The organism is Tenacibaculum sp. SDUM215027 (assembly GCF_050566205.1).
In the GTDB taxonomy this organism is placed as follows: Bacteria; Bacteroidota; Bacteroidia; order Flavobacteriales; family Flavobacteriaceae; genus Polaribacter.
Genome location: NZ_JBNXUE010000010.1, coordinates 1 through 17528, shown reverse-complemented (window position 1 = coordinate 17528; position 17528 = coordinate 1). Strand labels below are relative to the sequence as shown.

The window sequence follows — 17528 nt, the reverse complement described above, 5'->3', positions numbered from 1 at the left end:
AGTATCAGCGACCCGTGCCGTAGTGTCAACGGAGCGTGCCGTGGTGTTAACGGAGCGTGCCGTGATATCAGCGACCCATGCCGTGATGTTAACGGAGCGTGCCGTAATATCAGCGACCCATGTTGCAATATTAGCGAGCTTCACTAAGCTTTTCTTACAGATATGTAGGGAGTATTCAATAAAGTCTGTAGAGAATTTTATAATCGAATTATAGCTACCGGTTTTGTACATGGTTTTTTGCGTGGTTAAACAACTAATTTAGCAAATACAAACCGAATAGAAAACCCGCGAGGATTTTCGTAAGTAAGTTTGCCCTAGCAATTAATTTTATACGGTGTTAGCAGCTTTTTTCTTTCTCTTTTTAAGTAATGAAAACAACTGTTCAAGTAATAAAAGCAACAGTCCCAAGCCAATATAAACTGCACCAATAATTCGGTTGAATAAGCTTGATTTCGGGTCAATGGTTGTTTTTTTAATTTTTTGAAGTTCATATGTTCGATTAAATTCGTCTATGGTAATTTCTCGTTCATCTTCTTCTCCTTCTATTGATAGCTTTATTTTATCTGATTTATTGTTTACTGAAATTATAGAAACTAATTCATTATTACCCTTTTTGATAGCATAGCTTACGACTTGCTTTTCCATAATATTTATTGCAGGGAAAAATTCAAATGATAAAAATAAAGCTCCTATTATAATAGAAACAATAGCCATTATTTTACTCATTTTATTAGATAAAGCCTTGCGTCTAATTGAATTAGAAATCTGCTTTTCTTTTTGGATTGAGTTTAAATCTGTTATTCGATAATCAAAATTTAGATTATTATAAAATTCGGTTCCTTTCTCTCCTTCTTTTTCTAATTCACCAATAATTTCAACTAATGCTTCTATCTCGATATACTCGTTATGCTTAAGTAAATCCCAATTCAATTGAATTTCTTGGTCACTAATTAATTCTATATTAGTACTTGCGCCAGTAGGTGAGCTTGTTACTGTTGCTTCCAGCCACTTATATATTTCAGTTGTTTTAATTTTTAGAGGATTATAAATTCTATTTTTATCTATATCAATTTGTCCATTATTGATGAGTTTAGCTTTCAATAAGATTAGAGTATTATTAACCGTAGTTTTATTATATATCAATTCAATATTCAGTCTGTTTACATCATCTCTAAAAAGGCTGTAGCACTCTGTATTTCTAAACTCTAGACTAACGTTTCTCTTTGATTTCTTGTAAACCCAAATAGAATAACCCCCAAATCCTAAAGTGAAGACTATTCCCAAAATTCCTAATATTGTTCCAATCATATTTTTTTATTAATTGCTGCTAACGTTGAGTGTATGCGTAGTGGCGGATTTCGGAGCTTCTCGCTATCAAATCGAGACGGTGTTGATGCGAGCCACAAACCTTGATGTTTGCAACATTCCCAGCCATTACGTATGACACATTGTTAGCGTTTCGTGCTTTATTTTTCTTTAATAATCATTTAATGTCGCCCAAATCAATTTCCCTTTTCTTATAAAAAAATGACTTTTACAACCGTCCAATTTGTTTACCGAAGGAGAAATCGTAGCTCTCCCTATTTTATCTTGTTTAATAGACCAAGAAGGATAAGCCTTTTTATTTAAAGACAACATTATAGATTCACCACACCCACAAGGACATTTAATATAACCCCATTTTATGTAGTCTTTTGTACCAACTACATAAACAATATTATCCCTAAGAGAATCTGGGTTTGGATTGTCGGGAATAATTTCAATTTTATACTGAAATTGTTTATATGACCATAGCATATCTCTAATTTTACTTTTAAAATAATTTAGTTTTTCCATTTATATTACCATATCTAAAAATGGTTCCATATCACCTCTTCCCCAATAGTTGCTTTTCCCACATATACGACATTCATTTTCTGTAATATTCTCAGGAAAAATTTCAATGCCACGATGAAAGAAAAATATTTTGTGAGGAGCAGTCAACGCTTGAGGATTAAATCCTTGAATTCTGTTAAGAAACTCATTAACTGCCATAGATGCAATTTGAGTTGTAAATGTAACTATTGCTGGAGACGGGTTACCTTCTCCAATTACATAAGCTTCTTCCTTCAATTTTTTAAAATTCTCAGGTTCATTCCTTTTCAAATTCTCAGAATAGGCAATGTCAATGTTAATGTTTCCCTTTGTAATAAGACAATCGCTACCTGGAAATAAGTATGAAATACGACCTTGTAAATTTTCTAATTCAAAAGAATCCTTTTTAACAGAAATAACAAGACCCATATCAATTATCGGGGTCAAATAAAAATAAGCGAATCGATTTAGTAAAATTCTCCCTGCATGGTCATCAGTGCAACCAAAAATAATATCACTCGTTTTTAATTGCTCAATGCAATTTGAATTTGATACCCACTCTTTAACTGCAATAACTTTTGTTCCAACACCAATATCACTAATATATTTTTTTAAAACATCAACTTTAAATTGTCCAACATCTGACATTTTTGCCCCATGTAAACGATTTAAGTTTGATTCTTCAATGGTGTCTTTGTCAATTAGGCATAGTTCTCCAACACCTAATCGGGTTAATAGAAGAGCTGTTGCAGATCCCGTTGCACCTGCACCAACAATTGATATTTTCAAATTTGATAAATCTTGAACCAAAGAACTTCCAAAAGCTAATTGCTGTCTATTGAAAATTTCAGGCGATTCATAATCATCGGTTTGTTTTGGATAGTTTAGCTTTATCTTGTTCCCAATTACTCTTATCATTGAAATTGATTCCGTTGATAAATCTTTCTTCCAAACTCTGCCAATTAGATTACCATCAGGTAACATTATTAGACTGGCATGAGAATTTGCACCTCCATTTCTATTAAATGCTAACTTAAAAAGATGGAATTCACCATTATCGTCAATTGGCGAAAAACTATTTATTCCTTCAGGATGATTATGTACCAAGACTATAGCAAGGTTTTTTACTTCTGCTTTTTTTAAAACATCAATAAAATACTTATTATCCCAACTTACTTGATTGTGTTCTGAAATAAGAAGCTTATCATCAGATATAAAATGAACCTCCTTACTTAAAAACCTTTCCTCAATATCATTAATAATAGAGCGTCCACAAATAATAAAAGCCACACGTTCTTTTCCGTCAACCTTAATAAGATTTTCCTTAAGATTCTCAAAATGTTGGTTTTGTATTGTAATAGAATACTTCATGTAGCTATTTCTAAAGCAGTTTGTACTTTCTTTAAATATGTATGAATTCCGTCAATTCCACTTCTCCATTCATTAGCAGGATAATGTCTTGACCATCGTTGCCATACTTTCCCCTCAAAATTAATATTGACTTGTGTTTGTTTTGCAAGTTTGTTTGAAGGGGCTAATAAAATAGCAGGATTGAAATACCACATATCGGGTCTAACTTCAGGATATCCATTCGGTAGTAAGATTAATAAATCCGATGTCTCCAAATTATACTTTCCAGTTGGTAAAATCCAATCTCTAATTATCAGTCCATTTCGATTAGCATCAATTTTTTCTTCAAAAACATATTCCTTTTCAAGCAAATAATCTCTGTCGAATTCCGGTAAAAACATTAGCCTTCTGTTGTAGTTTTTGCTCCTGTAAAAAAATGTTCTCTTCCGGGTTGTTGTAAATCAACTTGCTCGTTGTCTGCAATTTCTTTGTCTGGATTCGGTCCATTTACTTTTAGCCATACGCCATAATTTGCTGGAGCAGCAACTAACGTTTTAATCTGCAAACCCGTAATGAATTGTTCTTCAACTTCAAAAGGTTTTTGGTCTACTAAAATTTTGAATTTTTCTTCATTTTTTGTCATAATATTTGAATTAATGGTTAAAATTTATTTAATAAAATTAATCTGTGCGATAGTCTTCTTGCATGAACGCTAACTCGTTATATGTCAAACTTTAGTTGTTTTATCCGGAGAATAGTATGGGATATCGTAAAGTTTAGCAATTTTATACGCTATCAAATATATTAAAATCAATAGGTTACCTGAGATAAAGTTATTAACGAGTTATCGGTATTTATTAACTAATTATACAATTTCAGCGAACTTACTACAAGGGGTGTACAAATTCTTACGGAATTCCGTAAATCAATTAATTTTTATGATTTGTAAGGTGTTTTATTGAATGTTCTCTTTAAAGAAGGCTTTAACGATATACCTTTCGTTTGCTAATTTTTACGTCTCCCTTTTTTTCTAAAGATTTTATGACCCGAATAACCGTTTCTACGCGTAAACCTAAAATATCGGCTATTTGCTGACGTGTGTAGGCTACTTTAAACGAATACTTTCCTTCAACTTTGTATACATCGTCTTTTAAATAATCAATAAAGCGGAGTACTCTATGAGCAGGTTCTTGACTCGATATTTCGGAAGCAATTATAGCTTTATAGTACAAACGTTTTGCTAAACTTTGGGTTATTTTTAAGTGAATTTCAGGATTGTCGTGCAGTAATTTAAACAGGTTGCTTTTAGACAAGGCTAGAATCGTACTATCAGAAATTGCCACTGCATTAGCAGGGTATTTTACATCAATAAACAAAGGTGGTTCACCAAAACTTTGGTTTTTATAAAATATCCCTTGAATAAACTCTTTACCATCATCATTAAAATTATTCATTTTTACAGCACCGTTTACTATTTGGTAGTAATAATGTGCGGTTTGTTTTTCAGAAAAAATAATTTCGTCTTTTTGAAAACTTTTGGTTTCAGCGGTATATTTTAATAAGAGTTCTTCTGGAATCATTATGATTTAAGTCATAAATTGCAATAGCATAAAGATATACTTTTGTAGCGTATTTCAACAACGATTTGTAAATGGATAAAAGAGACATAGAAAATAGGGAAGATGTGTATAAGTTAGTATCAACCTTTTATAATGATAAAATTAGAAAGGATGATTTTATAGGTCCTATATTTTTAAAAACAATTCCAGAAGAAACTTGGGAACCTCATTTACAAAAACTCACCGATTTTTGGGAAACGAATTTGTTTTTTGTTAGAAAGTTTAAAGGAAACCCAATGAAAGCACATAAAAATGTAGATAGAAATTTTGAATATTCTATTTATCAAGAACACTTTGGACGCTGGCTACAATTATGGTTTGAAACTGTTGATGAACTTTTTGACGGAACAAAAGCGCATGAAGCCAAAGAAAGAGCACGAAACATAGCCTCTATGCTCTTTTTTAGAATGTTTGAGGCAAAGCCGAAGCCTACAACTACGTAGTAAGTAGGTAAATAATCAACGAAATATTACCGAGTATATTGATAATAAATGCCCATGCAATTATTTTAAAAGGGCGTTGACTTATGGCGGCAGCATTAGCGCCCATAGCGGTTACACAAGCAAAAATTAGGGCAAATAAATGAACCTCTCCATCTATAGCTAAAGCAGCAGTTATAGAGGCTATCATTGAGCCTACAGTAATTAATATAATAGATATACCAATACTGTTTCGTTCGCCTTCAGCTATTTTTTTATTGATGTAAGCCGTAATTCCCATGCTATTTGTCTTTTGAAGTGTTTTTTCAGTGGTTAAGTTTTCAGTAGTTACCATACATAATAGTTTTTGATAAAATTATGTAACTGATAATTAGTTTTTTATGATTGAAGTCATAAATGAAAAATAAGAAAAGGTCTTTTTATTTGTTAGATATTTTTATCTTCACATACTAAAATAAGCTGAGTGGAGTCAATAACTATAATTTACATTGTATTAGCCGTATTAATAAGCGTAGCCATTGCTTTTTTTCAATATTTCTATAAGGTAAAAAGAACTCCTAAAGTACACATCTTACTTTTTAGCTTAAAAGCCCTAAGTCTTTTTTTAATAGGATTGCTACTCATTAATCCGAAGATAACAACTCTTGAAACAGAAAACAGAAAACCTGTGCTATCTGTATTGGTAGATAATTCACTATCTACTCAGTTTTTTAAAGAAGAAAAGAAGGTTGAAGAAACACTTTCAAAAATTAAAAGTAATCAAGAGCTCCAAGATAAATTTAACGTACAATATTTTTCGTTTGGGAATGATATTCAGGTGTTAGATAGTTTATCTTTTACTGAAACACAAACTGATATTTCAAAAGCAGTTGAAGCTGTTAATGAGTTGAATAAAGATAAAAATGCAGCTACCATTTTAATAACTGATGGAAACCAAACCCAAGGGAATGATTACGAGTTTTCATCAACAAAGCATAAAGTATTTCCTGTAGTTATTGGTGATACCATTAAGTATCAAGACATACAAATTTCGCAGTTAAATGTGAATAAGTACAGCTATGTAAAGAACAAGTTTCCAGTTGAAGCATTGTTGTATTATGAGGGAAAAGAAACGGTTACTACTACTTTTTCAATTGTAAAAAACGGGAGCAGAGTTTTTTCTAAAAGAGTACGTCTCTCACCAGAAAATCCTGTGCAAACTGTTACAGCCAATTTAGTGTCTAATACCAAAGGAGTGCACTATTACACAGCGTCGATAAGTAGTATAGCGAATGAAAAAAACACGAAGAACAATTATAAAAGCTTTTCAGTAGAAGTTTTAGATGAGCAAACCAAAGTATTGTTATTAAGTTCTTTTTTACATCCAGATTTAGGGGCGCTAAAAAAAGCAATTGAGAGCAATAAACAACGTAAAGTAGACATTGCTTTGATACAAGATAGGAACATAGATTTAGATGCATATCAGTTTTTTGTTTTGTATCAGCCTAACAGTTATTTTAAATCAACTTTAGAAAAAATACTATCTAATTTTTTACTGGTATCAGGAACTAAAACAGATTGGAACTTTTTGAATAGTCAAGGTTTGGGAGTTCAAAAAAGAGCTATCAATCAAAAAGAAGAATATACTGCTATTTACAATGCAGATTTTCTAACTTTTTATCAAGAAGATATAGGTTTCGGTCAATTTCCACCGCTAAAAGACAAGTTTGGAGAAGTACAGATTAAAAAAGAATCTCAAAGCTTGTTGTATCAAAAGTATGCAGGAATAGAAACCACTCAACCATTATTATCAACCTTTGAAGAAAATGATAAAAAGTATGCAGTACTATTTGGTGAAGGTATTTGGAAATGGAGAGCTGCCAGTTATTTAAAAGAGAAAAATTTTGAAAGTTTTGATACGTTTGTAGGAAACTTAGTTCAGTATTTAGCATCCACTAAAAAGAGAAAGCGTTTAGAGGTAAAAGCACAACGTTTATATGCAGCTAATGAACCTATAACCATAAGTGCATTTTACGTTGATAAAAACTACCAATTTGATAGCAGAGCATCTTTAGAGTTAACAGTAACTAATTTAGAAACAAAGGCAAAAAAGAGCATTCCGTTTTCGTTATTTAATAACTCGTATCAAGTTGCTGTTGAAGGATTAGCTTCAGGAGAATATTCATATACAGTAACTGTAAAAAACCAAAATATAAGTAGCTCAGGGAGGTTCAAAATTGAAGACTATCAGATAGAAGAGCAGTTTACCAATGCTAATTTTAAAAAATTAGAACAGCTAGCGTTAAAAACAGACGGAGCTATAGTTTATGTAGATAAAGTTGATGATTTATTAAAAAAGATACAAGAAGATGCATCTTTTTATACCACTCAAAAGTCTATTACCAAAAAACAAAGTTTAGTTGATTGGAAATGGTTGTTATTACTGATTATAGTTTTATTGTCAATAGAGTGGTTTGTTAGAAAATATTATGGTAAAATATGACGTATGAACACTTTTTTCAATGTCCGCATTGTTGGGAAGAAATTTCTATGTTATTAGATGCCAGTACATCTGAAACCTATGTAGAAGATTGTGAGGTATGTTGCAATCCTATACAAATAACCTTTACTTTTGTAAATAACGATTTAGTAGCTTTTGAAGCTAAAAATATAGAACAATAAATACGATGAGATTTCACACACGTAAATGGGTAAAACCAGAAGATTTAAATCCTAACGGAACACTTTTTGGAGGACGATTATTACAATGGATTGATGAAGAAGTAGCGTTATATGCTATAATTCAGTTAGAAATTCCTAAAACAGTAACCAAGTTTATGTCTGAAATTAACTTTGTTAGTTCAGCAAAACAAGGAGATATTATTGAAATAGGAATAAATGTAGTAAAGTTTGGAACAACGTCTATCACCTTAAGTTGTGAGGTTCGTAACAAAATAACCCGAAAAACAATTATTGCAATTGATAAAATTATCATGGTGAGTTTAGACGAAGAAGGCAAGCCTTTTGCGCATGGTAAAACAAAAATTGAGTATGTTAAAGATAGATTGGATAATGAAGATTCATAAATTTTTATAATTTTGTAACTCTAAATTAGATTAGTGAAAAAAAGCATCATCATATTATTAACCTTACTGTTAATTGTACCTCCTCTACAGGCACATACTGATGCTGTGGTTTTTGTAGCTGAATCAGAAATGCATCACGATGTGTTAAATGAAGATCATCAAGATGAGCATCATCAACATGATACTGAAGAAGAAAAAAACAAAGAACATCACCATCATTGTAACGTAATTACTGTTACAGCAGATTTTATTCCGATTGATTATAGTTTTGATATCCCTGTCTTTTTTGAAATAAGAAACAGGATTAACTTCTATCAAAACACCTACTATAACTCGTACTTATCGGCTATTTTCCAGCCACCTAAGTCTTAATTCTATTTTATTATTAAAAACAGCAGTAGCTCTTGTGTAAACAAGAACTACGAACTGTTGTACCGGTTATTTAATAATAACCGGTAAAAATTATGTTACAATAGAATTAAATCAATACAAAATGTTAGATAACATTATAAAATTTTCAATTAAAAATAAATTGATTATTGGAGCATTGGTTGTCGCATTAATAGGCTGGGGAATCTACTCTCTAAAACAATTACCTATTGATGCTGTACCAGATATTACCAATAATCAGGTGCAAATAATAACATCTGCACCCTCACAATCAGCCCAAGATATAGAACGTTTAGTTACGTTTCCTATAGAAATAACCATGTCAAACATTCCTGATATCGAAGAGATTCGTTCTTTCTCTCGATTTGGGTTAAGTGTCGTTACAATTGTTTTTAAAGAAAGTACCGATATTTATTGGGCGCGTCAACAAATTAGCGAACGGCTTATTGAAGCTAAAGATCAAATTCCTGAAGGAGTAGGAACACCCGAAATGGCGCCTGTAACCACAGGGTTAGGAGAAATATATCAATACACACTCTATGCTAAAAAAGGATATGAAAAGCAGTATGACGCAATGGAGCTACGATCTATTCAAGATTGGATTGTACGTCGTCAACTGCTAGGAATAGAGGGAGTCGCAGATGTAAGTAGCTTTGGAGGTTTTTTAAAACAATATGAAGTAGCTATTCAACCAGAACGTTTACAATCATTAAATGTTAGTATTAATGAAGTTTTTGAGGCACTATCTAAAAATAATCAAAATACAGGAGGAGCGTATATAGATAAAAACCCGAAAGCGTACTTTATTAGAAGTGAAGGGTTGATAAAAACTCCGGAAGATATCCAAAACATTGTCATAAAAAACAATGTAAATGGAACCCCTATCTTGATGAAAGATATAGGGAAAGTTCAGTTAGGACATGCGGTACGATATGGCGCAATGACAAGAAATACCGATGGAGAAGTGGTAGGTGCTATTGTTATGATGTTAAAAGGAGCCAATTCTTCTAAGGTGATTGAAAATGTAAAAGAAAGAATAGTTCAAATAGAAAAAAGTTTGCCTGAAGGCGTTGCTATTAAGCCTTTTTTAGACCGCACCAAATTAGTAAATAAAGCCATAAAAACGGTATCAACAAACCTTATAGAAGGAGCACTAATTGTAATCTTTATTTTAGTACTACTGCTAGGTAATTTACGAGCAGGTTTAATAGTAGCATCTGTAATTCCTTTAGCAATGCTGTTTGCTATTAGTTTAATGAATGTTTTTGGCGTTTCTGGAAACTTAATGAGTTTAGGAGCTATTGATTTTGGTATTATCGTAGATGGTTCGGTAATTATAGTAGAGGCAACGCTACATCATTTGGGGTTAAAAAAATCTGGAACTCAATTAACCCAAAATCAAATGGATGATGAAGTGTATGAATCAGCTTCAAAAATAAGAACAAGTGCGGCTTTTGGAGAAATAATTATCCTTATTGTGTATTTACCAATTCTTGCCTTAGTAGGTATTGAAGGAAAAATGTTTAAACCAATGGCATTAACAGTAAGTTTTGCAATTTTAGGAGCATTTTTGCTATCGCTTACTTATGTACCTATGGTGAGTTCGTTGTTTTTAAAGAAAACAATAAACAACAAAAGGAATATTTCAGATAAAATCATAACAGCGATACAAAATGTGTATACACCAATACTCAACTTTGTGCTAATTCATAAAGTAAAAGTTGTGATAGGTTCAGTACTAGTGTTTATACTTAGTTTGGTGACTTTTTCTAAAATGGGATCGGAATTTATTCCTTCTTTAGACGAAGGTGATTTAGCAGTACAAGCTATTGTTTCAACTGGAAGTTCACTTTCGTATACGATTGATGTTTCAAATCAAGCATCAACACTATTAATGAAGGAATTTCCCGACGAAATAGAGCAAATTGTAAGTAGGATAGGTTCTTCAGAAATACCAACAGATCCAATGCCAATAGAAGCTTCAGACATCATTATAATTCTAAAAGAAAAAGATGAATGGACAAAAGCTAGCACAAAGAATGAACTGACAGAGAAAATGCAGCAATTGTTAGATGAAAATTTGTTAGGTGTTTCTTTTGGGTTTCAACAACCCATTCAAATGCGATTTAATGAGTTAATGACAGGTGCTAGGCAGGATGTTGTACTAAAGATTTATGGAGAAGATCTGGATAAATTAGTAAAGTATGCCAATCAACTTAGTAGAATTATTCCAGGTGTAGAAGGGGCGGAAGACGTGTATGTTGAAAAAATGACTGGGTTACAACAAATCGTAATTGATTATAATCGAAGTCAGTTAGCCTATTACGGACTCAACATTTCTGATGTTAATACAGTAGTAAATACTGCTTTTGCAGGACAAACAGCAGGTTCAGTATATGAAGGTGAAAAACGCTACAACTTGGTAGTACGTTTGGCAGAAAATAAAAGAGCTAGTATTGAAGACATTCGTAAACTATACATCACAACTTCAACAGGGGCTCAAATTCCTTTAACAGCAGTGGCATCTGTAGATTTCAAAACAGGTCCGAATCAAATTCAAAGAGATGATGCTAAACGAAGAATAACTGTTGGTTTTAATGTAAGAGAGCGTGATGTAGCTAGTATTGTTAAAGAATTAAAAGGCAAAGTTTCAGATAAAATAGCATTCGATCCAGGATACTATATTACTTATGGGGGAACTTTTAAAAACTTAGAAGAAGCTCGTGCCAGATTAGGAGTAGCAGTACCAGTAGCTTTATTGTTAATCTTTTTGCTACTCTATTTTACCTTTAAATCCATTAAACAAAGCGTATTAATATTCACTGCGATACCGATGTCTGCTATTGGAGGAATTTTTGCATTATGGTTGCGTGATATGCCATTCTCAATTTCAGCAGGAGTAGGTTTTATAGCTTTATTTGGAGTAGCTGTGTTAAATGGAATCGTTTTAATTGCTGAGTTTAACCGATTAAAGGCTTCAGGAATATTAGACCTTACTGAAATAGTAAAAAAAGGAACATCGGTGCGTTTACGTCCTGTAATTATGACCGCAGCAGTGGCTTCATTAGGCTTTTTACCTATGGCATTATCATCGTCAGCAGGAGCAGAGGTACAAAAACCTTTGGCAACGGTAGTAATAGGAGGGTTGATATCAGCTACTTTATTAACCTTACTTATCTTACCTGTGTTATATATGATTTTTGAAAAGAAAGTAAACTTAAAAATGAAAAAAGGTGTGGTAACTATTTTGGTGTTTGCTGCTGGTATTTTCAGTATTAAAGCTCAAGAAGTACCACAAAAACTTTCAGAACAGCAAGTTATTGAGTTAGCTTTACAAAAATCGGTTTTGATGAAAAAATCAACTCTTGCAGTGAAAAAATCGAAAGCAGCAATAAGTAAAGCAATTGATTTAAGTCCTACAGCTATTCAATATCAAGATGTAGGGGTAGCCAATGGTATTGCAGAAAAGGAATGGTCTGTAAATCAAAATTTCGGTTCAATTTTAACACATGTCCAAAAAAAGAAGTTGGCAAAGGCAGCAAATAATCTAGCAACCATCAATAACAATATATCAAAAAGAGAAGTTGTTAGAAAAGCAAGAAGCTTATACCAACAGTGGAGTTATTTATACGGTTTGTTGTCTTTAATGGAAGAACAACAGGTAAGTACAAACCAAATAAAATCAATTGCAAAAAAGTTGCATGCTTCTGGAGAAATAGGAGGATTAGAAAACGACTTAACCTCATTACAATCATTAGGTGTACAGTCGCAAAAAAATAAGATATATAAGAATCTTGTTCAAACTGAAAATGAGTTAAAGCAATTATTACAGATTGATTATGTGATACAACCATTTGAAAAGCTACCAGAGAAGAAGTCTTTTTTAATTCAAAAAGATTCTTTATCAAATGATTTTATGGAGAGTTTAGCACAACAGAATAAGGTAGCAGCTAAAAATGTATCGGTAGCCAAATCAATATATTTTCCTGCTTTAACTGCTGGTGTAATTAATAGAAAAACAGGAAATGAAAACAGTTATACAGGTTTTAATGTAGGAGTGAATATTCCACTTTCTTTTTGGTCTAATAATGCAAAAATTAAAGAGCAAAAGATTGTACAAGAAGAAATAGCGTATGAAAATAACAATAAGGCTATGGTTATTCAAAATAACTTTAAAAGCCTGCAAGAGCAGCTTATTTATTTAAATAAAGAGTTGGTAAGTATTCACACAACAGTTACACAAGCACAAAAGTTTATAAAAAAACTACAGTTAGCTTATAAGGTTGGTGAAATTGATGCATATCAATATAACCAGAGTTTTACAGCTTATTTTCAAGTAATGCAAAATTATCTATCTCTGGTTAATAACTTTAACCAAACTGTAATAGCCTACGAATTTTATACAAAAGAATAAAAATATACAGATGAAAAAAATTATAATATTGTTAGTAACTATCATCGTTGTTAGTTGTAACTCAAAAAAAGAAGATCACTCAGGTCACGACCATGCTTCCGAAGAAAAAAGAACAGAGAGCACTAAGAAAGAGGAAGCTCATAAAGAAAATGAAATTCATTTAACAAAACAACAACTTGTTACAGCAAAAATTGAAACTTCTTTAATTGAAAAAAAGAAAATTAGAGAAAAAGTAGCTGTGACTGGTACTATAGAGGTGCCTCCACAAAGTAAAGCTACTATATACGCTCCTTTAGAGGCTTTTGTTTATAAAACAGATTTATTACCTGGAGATAAAGTAAAAAAAGGACAAACAGTTGCAGTGTTGCAACACCCTAATTTTATCGAATTACAATATGCGTATCTTGAAGCAATAAACAAGCTAAAAGTGGCTAAAGCAGATTATGAAAGAAAGAAAATGTTGTTAGAGAACGATATTACCTCAAAAAAATCATTTCAAATTGCTGAAGGAGGGTATCGATCTTCTAAAAGTTTAGTCAGTAGTTATGCTGCACAGTTAAAAATGGCAGGATTATCACCTAATACAGTAGCAGCAAAAGGAATTCAACAATATGTATATGTTAAAGCACCTATTTCTGGTTATGTTGTAGAAAATAATTTGAACAAAGGAATGTTTTTAGCTGCTAATTCAGAAATGTTAGAAATAATAGACAACGATCATATGCATGCTGAGTTAAATGTTTTTGGTACAGACATAACAAAAATAAGGAAAGGGGATGAGTTTGAATTTCAACCTTCGGGAATAGATGTCGCATATGAAGGATATATAAAATTAATAAGCCAAAAAGTAGATGACCAAACGAAGACGGTAAATGTTCATGGACATTTTGAAGATGAGCAAAACCGATTAAAAGCAGGTATGTTTATCAATGCTCAAATTTTATTAGGAGGAGAGGAAGTATTTGCAGTACCTGAAGAAGCAGTGATAGAAAATGAAGGAGAAAACTTTATTTTTATAGAAAAGAAAGAAGGAGAATTTGTGCCAATAGAAGTAACAATTGGAGGTTCAGATGATGGTTATATTGAAATAAAAACAATTAAAGAAAATAATTACAATGCAAAAGTTGTAAACAAAGGAGCACATTTCTTAAAAGGAAAATTATTACAAATGGCAGGCGGAATGGAAGGTCATGCACATTAATAATAGCATGGGGTTATAACTTCTATAACCCCATGTTTAATATTAAATTAATTGCATCTTTTTAAAAGAAATAAAGTCTATTAACGAAACAATTTACAATGTCAAATCATACACATTCAGAAAACGAAGCCCATGCACACGAGCATGGAGGTGTTTTTGGAGAAAAAACAGAACTTTATTTTTCAATTTTAAGCGGACTGTTTTTTTTCATAGGAATATTGCTCGAAAAACTAACTAATCTACCAAACACGTATCTAATTATAAGTTTTATAATAGCTTTTTTCTTTGGAGGATATTTTACTACGATTGAAGCTATTGGGAAAATTAAAAAAGGAGAATTTGAAATCGATTTTTTAATGTTAGTTGCGGCTATTGGAGCAGCTTATATAGGTAAATGGGAAGAAGGAGCTTTACTGTTGTTTTTATTTAGTTTAGGGCATGCTTTAGAGCATTATGCAATGAATAAAGCAAAAAAATCAATAGAATCTTTGGGAGAGTTATCTCCTAAAAAAGCACTTGTAAAACGAAATAACACCACAGTAGAAGTTGCGGTTGAAGAATTAAAAATTAATGATGTTATTATAATTAAGCCTAACACTAAAATAGCTGCAGATGGTGTTGTAATTAAAGGTAAATCGAGTATAAATCAAGCATCTATAACAGGGGAAAGTATGCCTGTTGATAAAGAAGCATATTCGAGTTTAGAAGCGTTACCAAAACATTTTAATGAAATTGAAGAGAAAAACGTTGTTTACACAGGTACAATAAATGGTGATAATGTTATTGAAGTAAAGGTATTAAAGCTAAATGAGGATTCAACGATATCACGGTTAATTAAAATGGTAAGCGAGGTAGAAACTAAAAAATCTCCAACACAACTACTTACTAAAAAGTTTGAAAAATGGTTTGTACCTTTTGTAATAATCTTAGTTTTTGTCTTGTGTTTTGCTTATTTGATATTAGATGAAACTGTAAATGAAAGTTTATACAGAGCAATAACTGTATTAGTAGCAGCAAGTCCATGTGCACTAGCAATATCGACTCCTAGTGCAGTGTTAAGTGGTATTGCTAGAGCAGCTAACAGAGGAGTGTTAATAAAAGGAGGGCGTGCTTTAGAAGATTTAGGAAGCTTAACTACAATAGCTTTTGATAAAACAGGTACACTCACCGAAGGAAAACCAAGATTAACGAATGCAATCGCCTTAAATAATTTTGAAGAAAAAGAGTTTTTAAAACTAGTAGTAGAAGTAGAGAGTTTGAGCAATCATCCATTAGCAAAGGCAATTTCTAAAGACATTAAAGAACAATATGCTATTCAACCTTCTAATGAAGCTTCCAATATCAGTGCTGTTCAGGGTAGAGGGGTTTCAGCAGATTATAAAAAGACAAAAGTTTTTATAGGAAATGAAAAATTATTAGAAGAAAACCAAATAATCATTTCTCAAGAAGTAAAAAAACAGGTAAAAAATTTGTTAGCAGAAGGACACACTACCATGTTAGTAGCTTTTGATAATAGGTTAATTGGTTTGCTAAGTGTGATGGATGTTCCTAGAGAATCAGCAAAAGATACTTTAATAAAATTAAAAAAGATAGGAATAAAAAGAATGGTGATGCTTACTGGAGACCATCAAAATGTTGGAGATTCTATAGCTAAGCAAATAGGTTTAACAGAAGCAAAAGGAAATTTATTACCTGAAGATAAAGTTGCAGCTATTCAACAATTAAAAGAAGCTGAAACTCGAATAGCTATGGTAGGTGATGGAGTGAATGATGCACCAGCAATGGCAAATAGCACAGTAGGTATAGCCATGGGAGCAGCAGGTAGTGATGTTGCTTTAGAAACTGCAGATGTTGCATTACTTTCTGATAAAATTGAAAATTTACCTTTTGTAATAGGGTTGAGTAGAAAATCAAAAAGTATAATTAAACAAAATTTGTGGATAAGCTTGGGAGTAGTAGCAATTCTGATTCCAACAACATTATTTGGTTTTGCATCTATAGGTTTAGCAGTTTTAATGCATGAAGGCTCTACATTAATTGTAGTTTTAAATGCTCTTAGGTTATTAAAGTACAATGAAAATTAATTCAGTATTTTTGAGAATATAAAATATATAAGTGATGGCAAGAAATCAAGTAGAGTTAAAATTCCCAAAGTTTGGAATGTTAATTCCAGTAGTAATAGTTTTAATAATTTTTATAGCAAAATCAACAGAAACAATTAAATCAGGACAAGCAGGAGTACTGTATAAAACTTTTGACGGAGGGGTTGTAACTGATGAACCACCTTTAGGAGAAGGTTTTCATATAGTTGCACCTTGGAACAAGGTTCATGTTTATGAAGTAAGACAGCAAGAGCTTTTTGAAAAAATGAAAGTATTATCATCAAACGGTTTGGAAATTCAAATAGATGCATCAGCTTGGTATCAACCGGTTTACAGCAATTTAGGTAAATTACATCAAGTATTAGGAGAAAATTACTTACAACGTGTAATTCAACCAGCAATTCGTTCAGCCGCTCGTAGTGTAGTTGGTCGTTATACTCCAGAGCAATTATACTCTAGTAAAAGAGATGCAATTCAAGATGAAATATTTATAGAGACAAAGAAGATATTAGAAAAACAATATGTTCAATTAAATGAAATTTTAGTTAGAGATGTAACCTTACCATCAACTATTAAAGAAGCAATTGAGCGTAAGTTAAAGCAAGAGCAAGAATCTTTAGAATATGAGTTTAGGTTAGTAACAGCTCAAAAAGAAGCAGAAAAACAAATAATTGAAGCAAAAGGTAAAGCGGATGCAAACAGAATTTTAAGTGCATCGTTAACTGATAAAATTTTACAAGATAAAGGTATTGAAGCTACCAATAGACTAGCAAACTCTACTAATAGTAAAGTTGTTATTATTGGTTCAGGAAAAAGTGGAATGCCTATTATTTTAGGAAATCAATAATGTTAATGGTATTTTTATATTGAAAATTTTTGAGTACCGCATCAAGCATGTGAGAATTAAAAAATCGAGGGATTTGTCCCTCGTTTTTTTTTGATTAATTTTAAATTCTATGAGAAAAGAACCTTTATTAATTGAAGAATATTTAAAAACAACATTTTTTTACATAAAAATTTGCATGTAATATAACTATAACATATTTTCGTACCACATAAGGCAATATTTGTTATCTTCTTTCTTCTTTATAGA

16 protein-coding genes are annotated in these 17528 nt (G+C 31.8%); 9 read left to right on the top strand and 7 right to left on the bottom strand.

The window, feature by feature from the left end:
• Positions 1-327: 327 nt before the first annotated feature.
• From ACQYZ7_RS16180 to ACQYZ7_RS16155, 6 genes are all read right to left on the bottom strand, one after another.
• Positions 328-1308, bottom strand: coding sequence for a hypothetical protein (locus tag ACQYZ7_RS16180; RefSeq protein ID WP_430730750.1), 981 nt, complete (start codon positions 1306-1308; stop codon positions 328-330).
• 168 nt (positions 1309-1476) lie between these two features.
• On the bottom strand, positions 1477-1797 hold the full coding sequence (locus ACQYZ7_RS16175; protein WP_430730749.1) for a DUF6527 family protein: 321 nt from the start codon (positions 1795-1797) through the stop codon (positions 1477-1479).
• A 39-nt stretch (positions 1798-1836) separates the two neighbouring features.
• A complete protein-coding gene (locus tag ACQYZ7_RS16170; protein ID WP_430730748.1) occupies positions 1837-3225 on the bottom strand; it encodes a HesA/MoeB/ThiF family protein in 1389 nt (462 codons plus the stop codon).
• Entirely contained in the window at positions 3222-3605 is a 384-nt protein-coding gene (locus tag ACQYZ7_RS16165; protein ID WP_430730747.1) for an E2/UBC family protein, read from the bottom strand. Before ACQYZ7_RS16165 ends, ACQYZ7_RS16170 begins: the two co-directional genes overlap by 4 nt.
• The gene (locus ACQYZ7_RS16160; protein ID WP_430730746.1) at positions 3605-3847 is read right to left on the bottom strand and encodes a multiubiquitin domain-containing protein; all 243 of its coding nucleotides are present in this window, start codon (positions 3845-3847) and stop codon (positions 3605-3607) included. The genes ACQYZ7_RS16165 and ACQYZ7_RS16160 overlap by 1 nt, the downstream gene beginning before the upstream one ends.
• A gap of 340 nt (positions 3848-4187) precedes the next feature.
• Positions 4188-4784 (bottom strand): Crp/Fnr family transcriptional regulator, encoded by a 597-nt coding sequence (locus ACQYZ7_RS16155; protein WP_430730745.1) that lies wholly within the window; start codon positions 4782-4784, stop codon positions 4188-4190.
• 71 nt (positions 4785-4855) lie between these two features.
• On the opposite strand from ACQYZ7_RS16155, the gene ACQYZ7_RS16150 reads away from it, so the two are divergent.
• Positions 4856-5266, top strand: coding sequence for a group III truncated hemoglobin (locus ACQYZ7_RS16150; RefSeq protein WP_430730744.1), 411 nt, complete (start codon positions 4856-4858; stop codon positions 5264-5266).
• Here the strand turns inward: ACQYZ7_RS16150 and ACQYZ7_RS16145 are convergent.
• On the bottom strand, positions 5259-5597 hold the full coding sequence (locus tag ACQYZ7_RS16145) for a hypothetical protein (protein WP_430730743.1): 339 nt from the start codon (positions 5595-5597) through the stop codon (positions 5259-5261). The two genes, ACQYZ7_RS16150 and ACQYZ7_RS16145, sit on opposite strands and share 8 nt — an antisense overlap.
• A gap of 129 nt (positions 5598-5726) precedes the next feature.
• Here ACQYZ7_RS16145 and ACQYZ7_RS16140 point away from each other — a divergent pair, with 129 nt between their 5' ends.
• From ACQYZ7_RS16140 to ACQYZ7_RS16105, 8 genes are all read left to right on the top strand, one after another.
• Entirely contained in the window at positions 5727-7745 is a 2019-nt protein-coding gene (locus ACQYZ7_RS16140) for a VWA domain-containing protein (RefSeq protein ID WP_430730742.1), read from the top strand.
• Complete coding sequence (locus tag ACQYZ7_RS16135; protein WP_430730741.1) at positions 7742-7924, top strand: CPXCG motif-containing cysteine-rich protein; 183 nt, start codon at positions 7742-7744, stop codon at positions 7922-7924. Before ACQYZ7_RS16140 ends, ACQYZ7_RS16135 begins: the two co-directional genes overlap by 4 nt.
• Positions 7925-7929: 5 nt before the next feature.
• Positions 7930-8328 carry an acyl-CoA thioesterase gene (locus tag ACQYZ7_RS16130; protein ID WP_430730740.1) on the top strand — a complete coding sequence of 133 codons (399 nt, stop codon included), beginning with the start codon at positions 7930-7932 and terminating at the stop codon, positions 8326-8328.
• Between the two features lie 33 nt (positions 8329-8361).
• Positions 8362-8700, top strand: a complete 339-nt coding sequence (locus ACQYZ7_RS16125) for a hypothetical protein (protein WP_430730739.1) — start codon at positions 8362-8364, stop codon at positions 8698-8700.
• A gap of 121 nt (positions 8701-8821) precedes the next feature.
• Positions 8822-13132 (top strand): CusA/CzcA family heavy metal efflux RND transporter, encoded by a 4311-nt coding sequence (locus ACQYZ7_RS16120; protein WP_430730738.1) that lies wholly within the window; start codon positions 8822-8824, stop codon positions 13130-13132.
• A gap of 10 nt (positions 13133-13142) precedes the next feature.
• The gene (locus tag ACQYZ7_RS16115; RefSeq protein ID WP_430730737.1) at positions 13143-14333 is read left to right on the top strand and encodes an efflux RND transporter periplasmic adaptor subunit; all 1191 of its coding nucleotides are present in this window, start codon (positions 13143-13145) and stop codon (positions 14331-14333) included.
• Between the two features lie 98 nt (positions 14334-14431).
• Positions 14432-16417 carry a heavy metal translocating P-type ATPase gene (locus ACQYZ7_RS16110; RefSeq protein WP_430730736.1) on the top strand — a complete coding sequence of 662 codons (1986 nt, stop codon included), beginning with the start codon at positions 14432-14434 and terminating at the stop codon, positions 16415-16417.
• A gap of 34 nt (positions 16418-16451) precedes the next feature.
• Complete coding sequence (locus ACQYZ7_RS16105; protein WP_430730735.1) at positions 16452-17282, top strand: prohibitin family protein; 831 nt, start codon at positions 16452-16454, stop codon at positions 17280-17282.
• Positions 17283-17528: the final 246 nt, after the last annotated feature.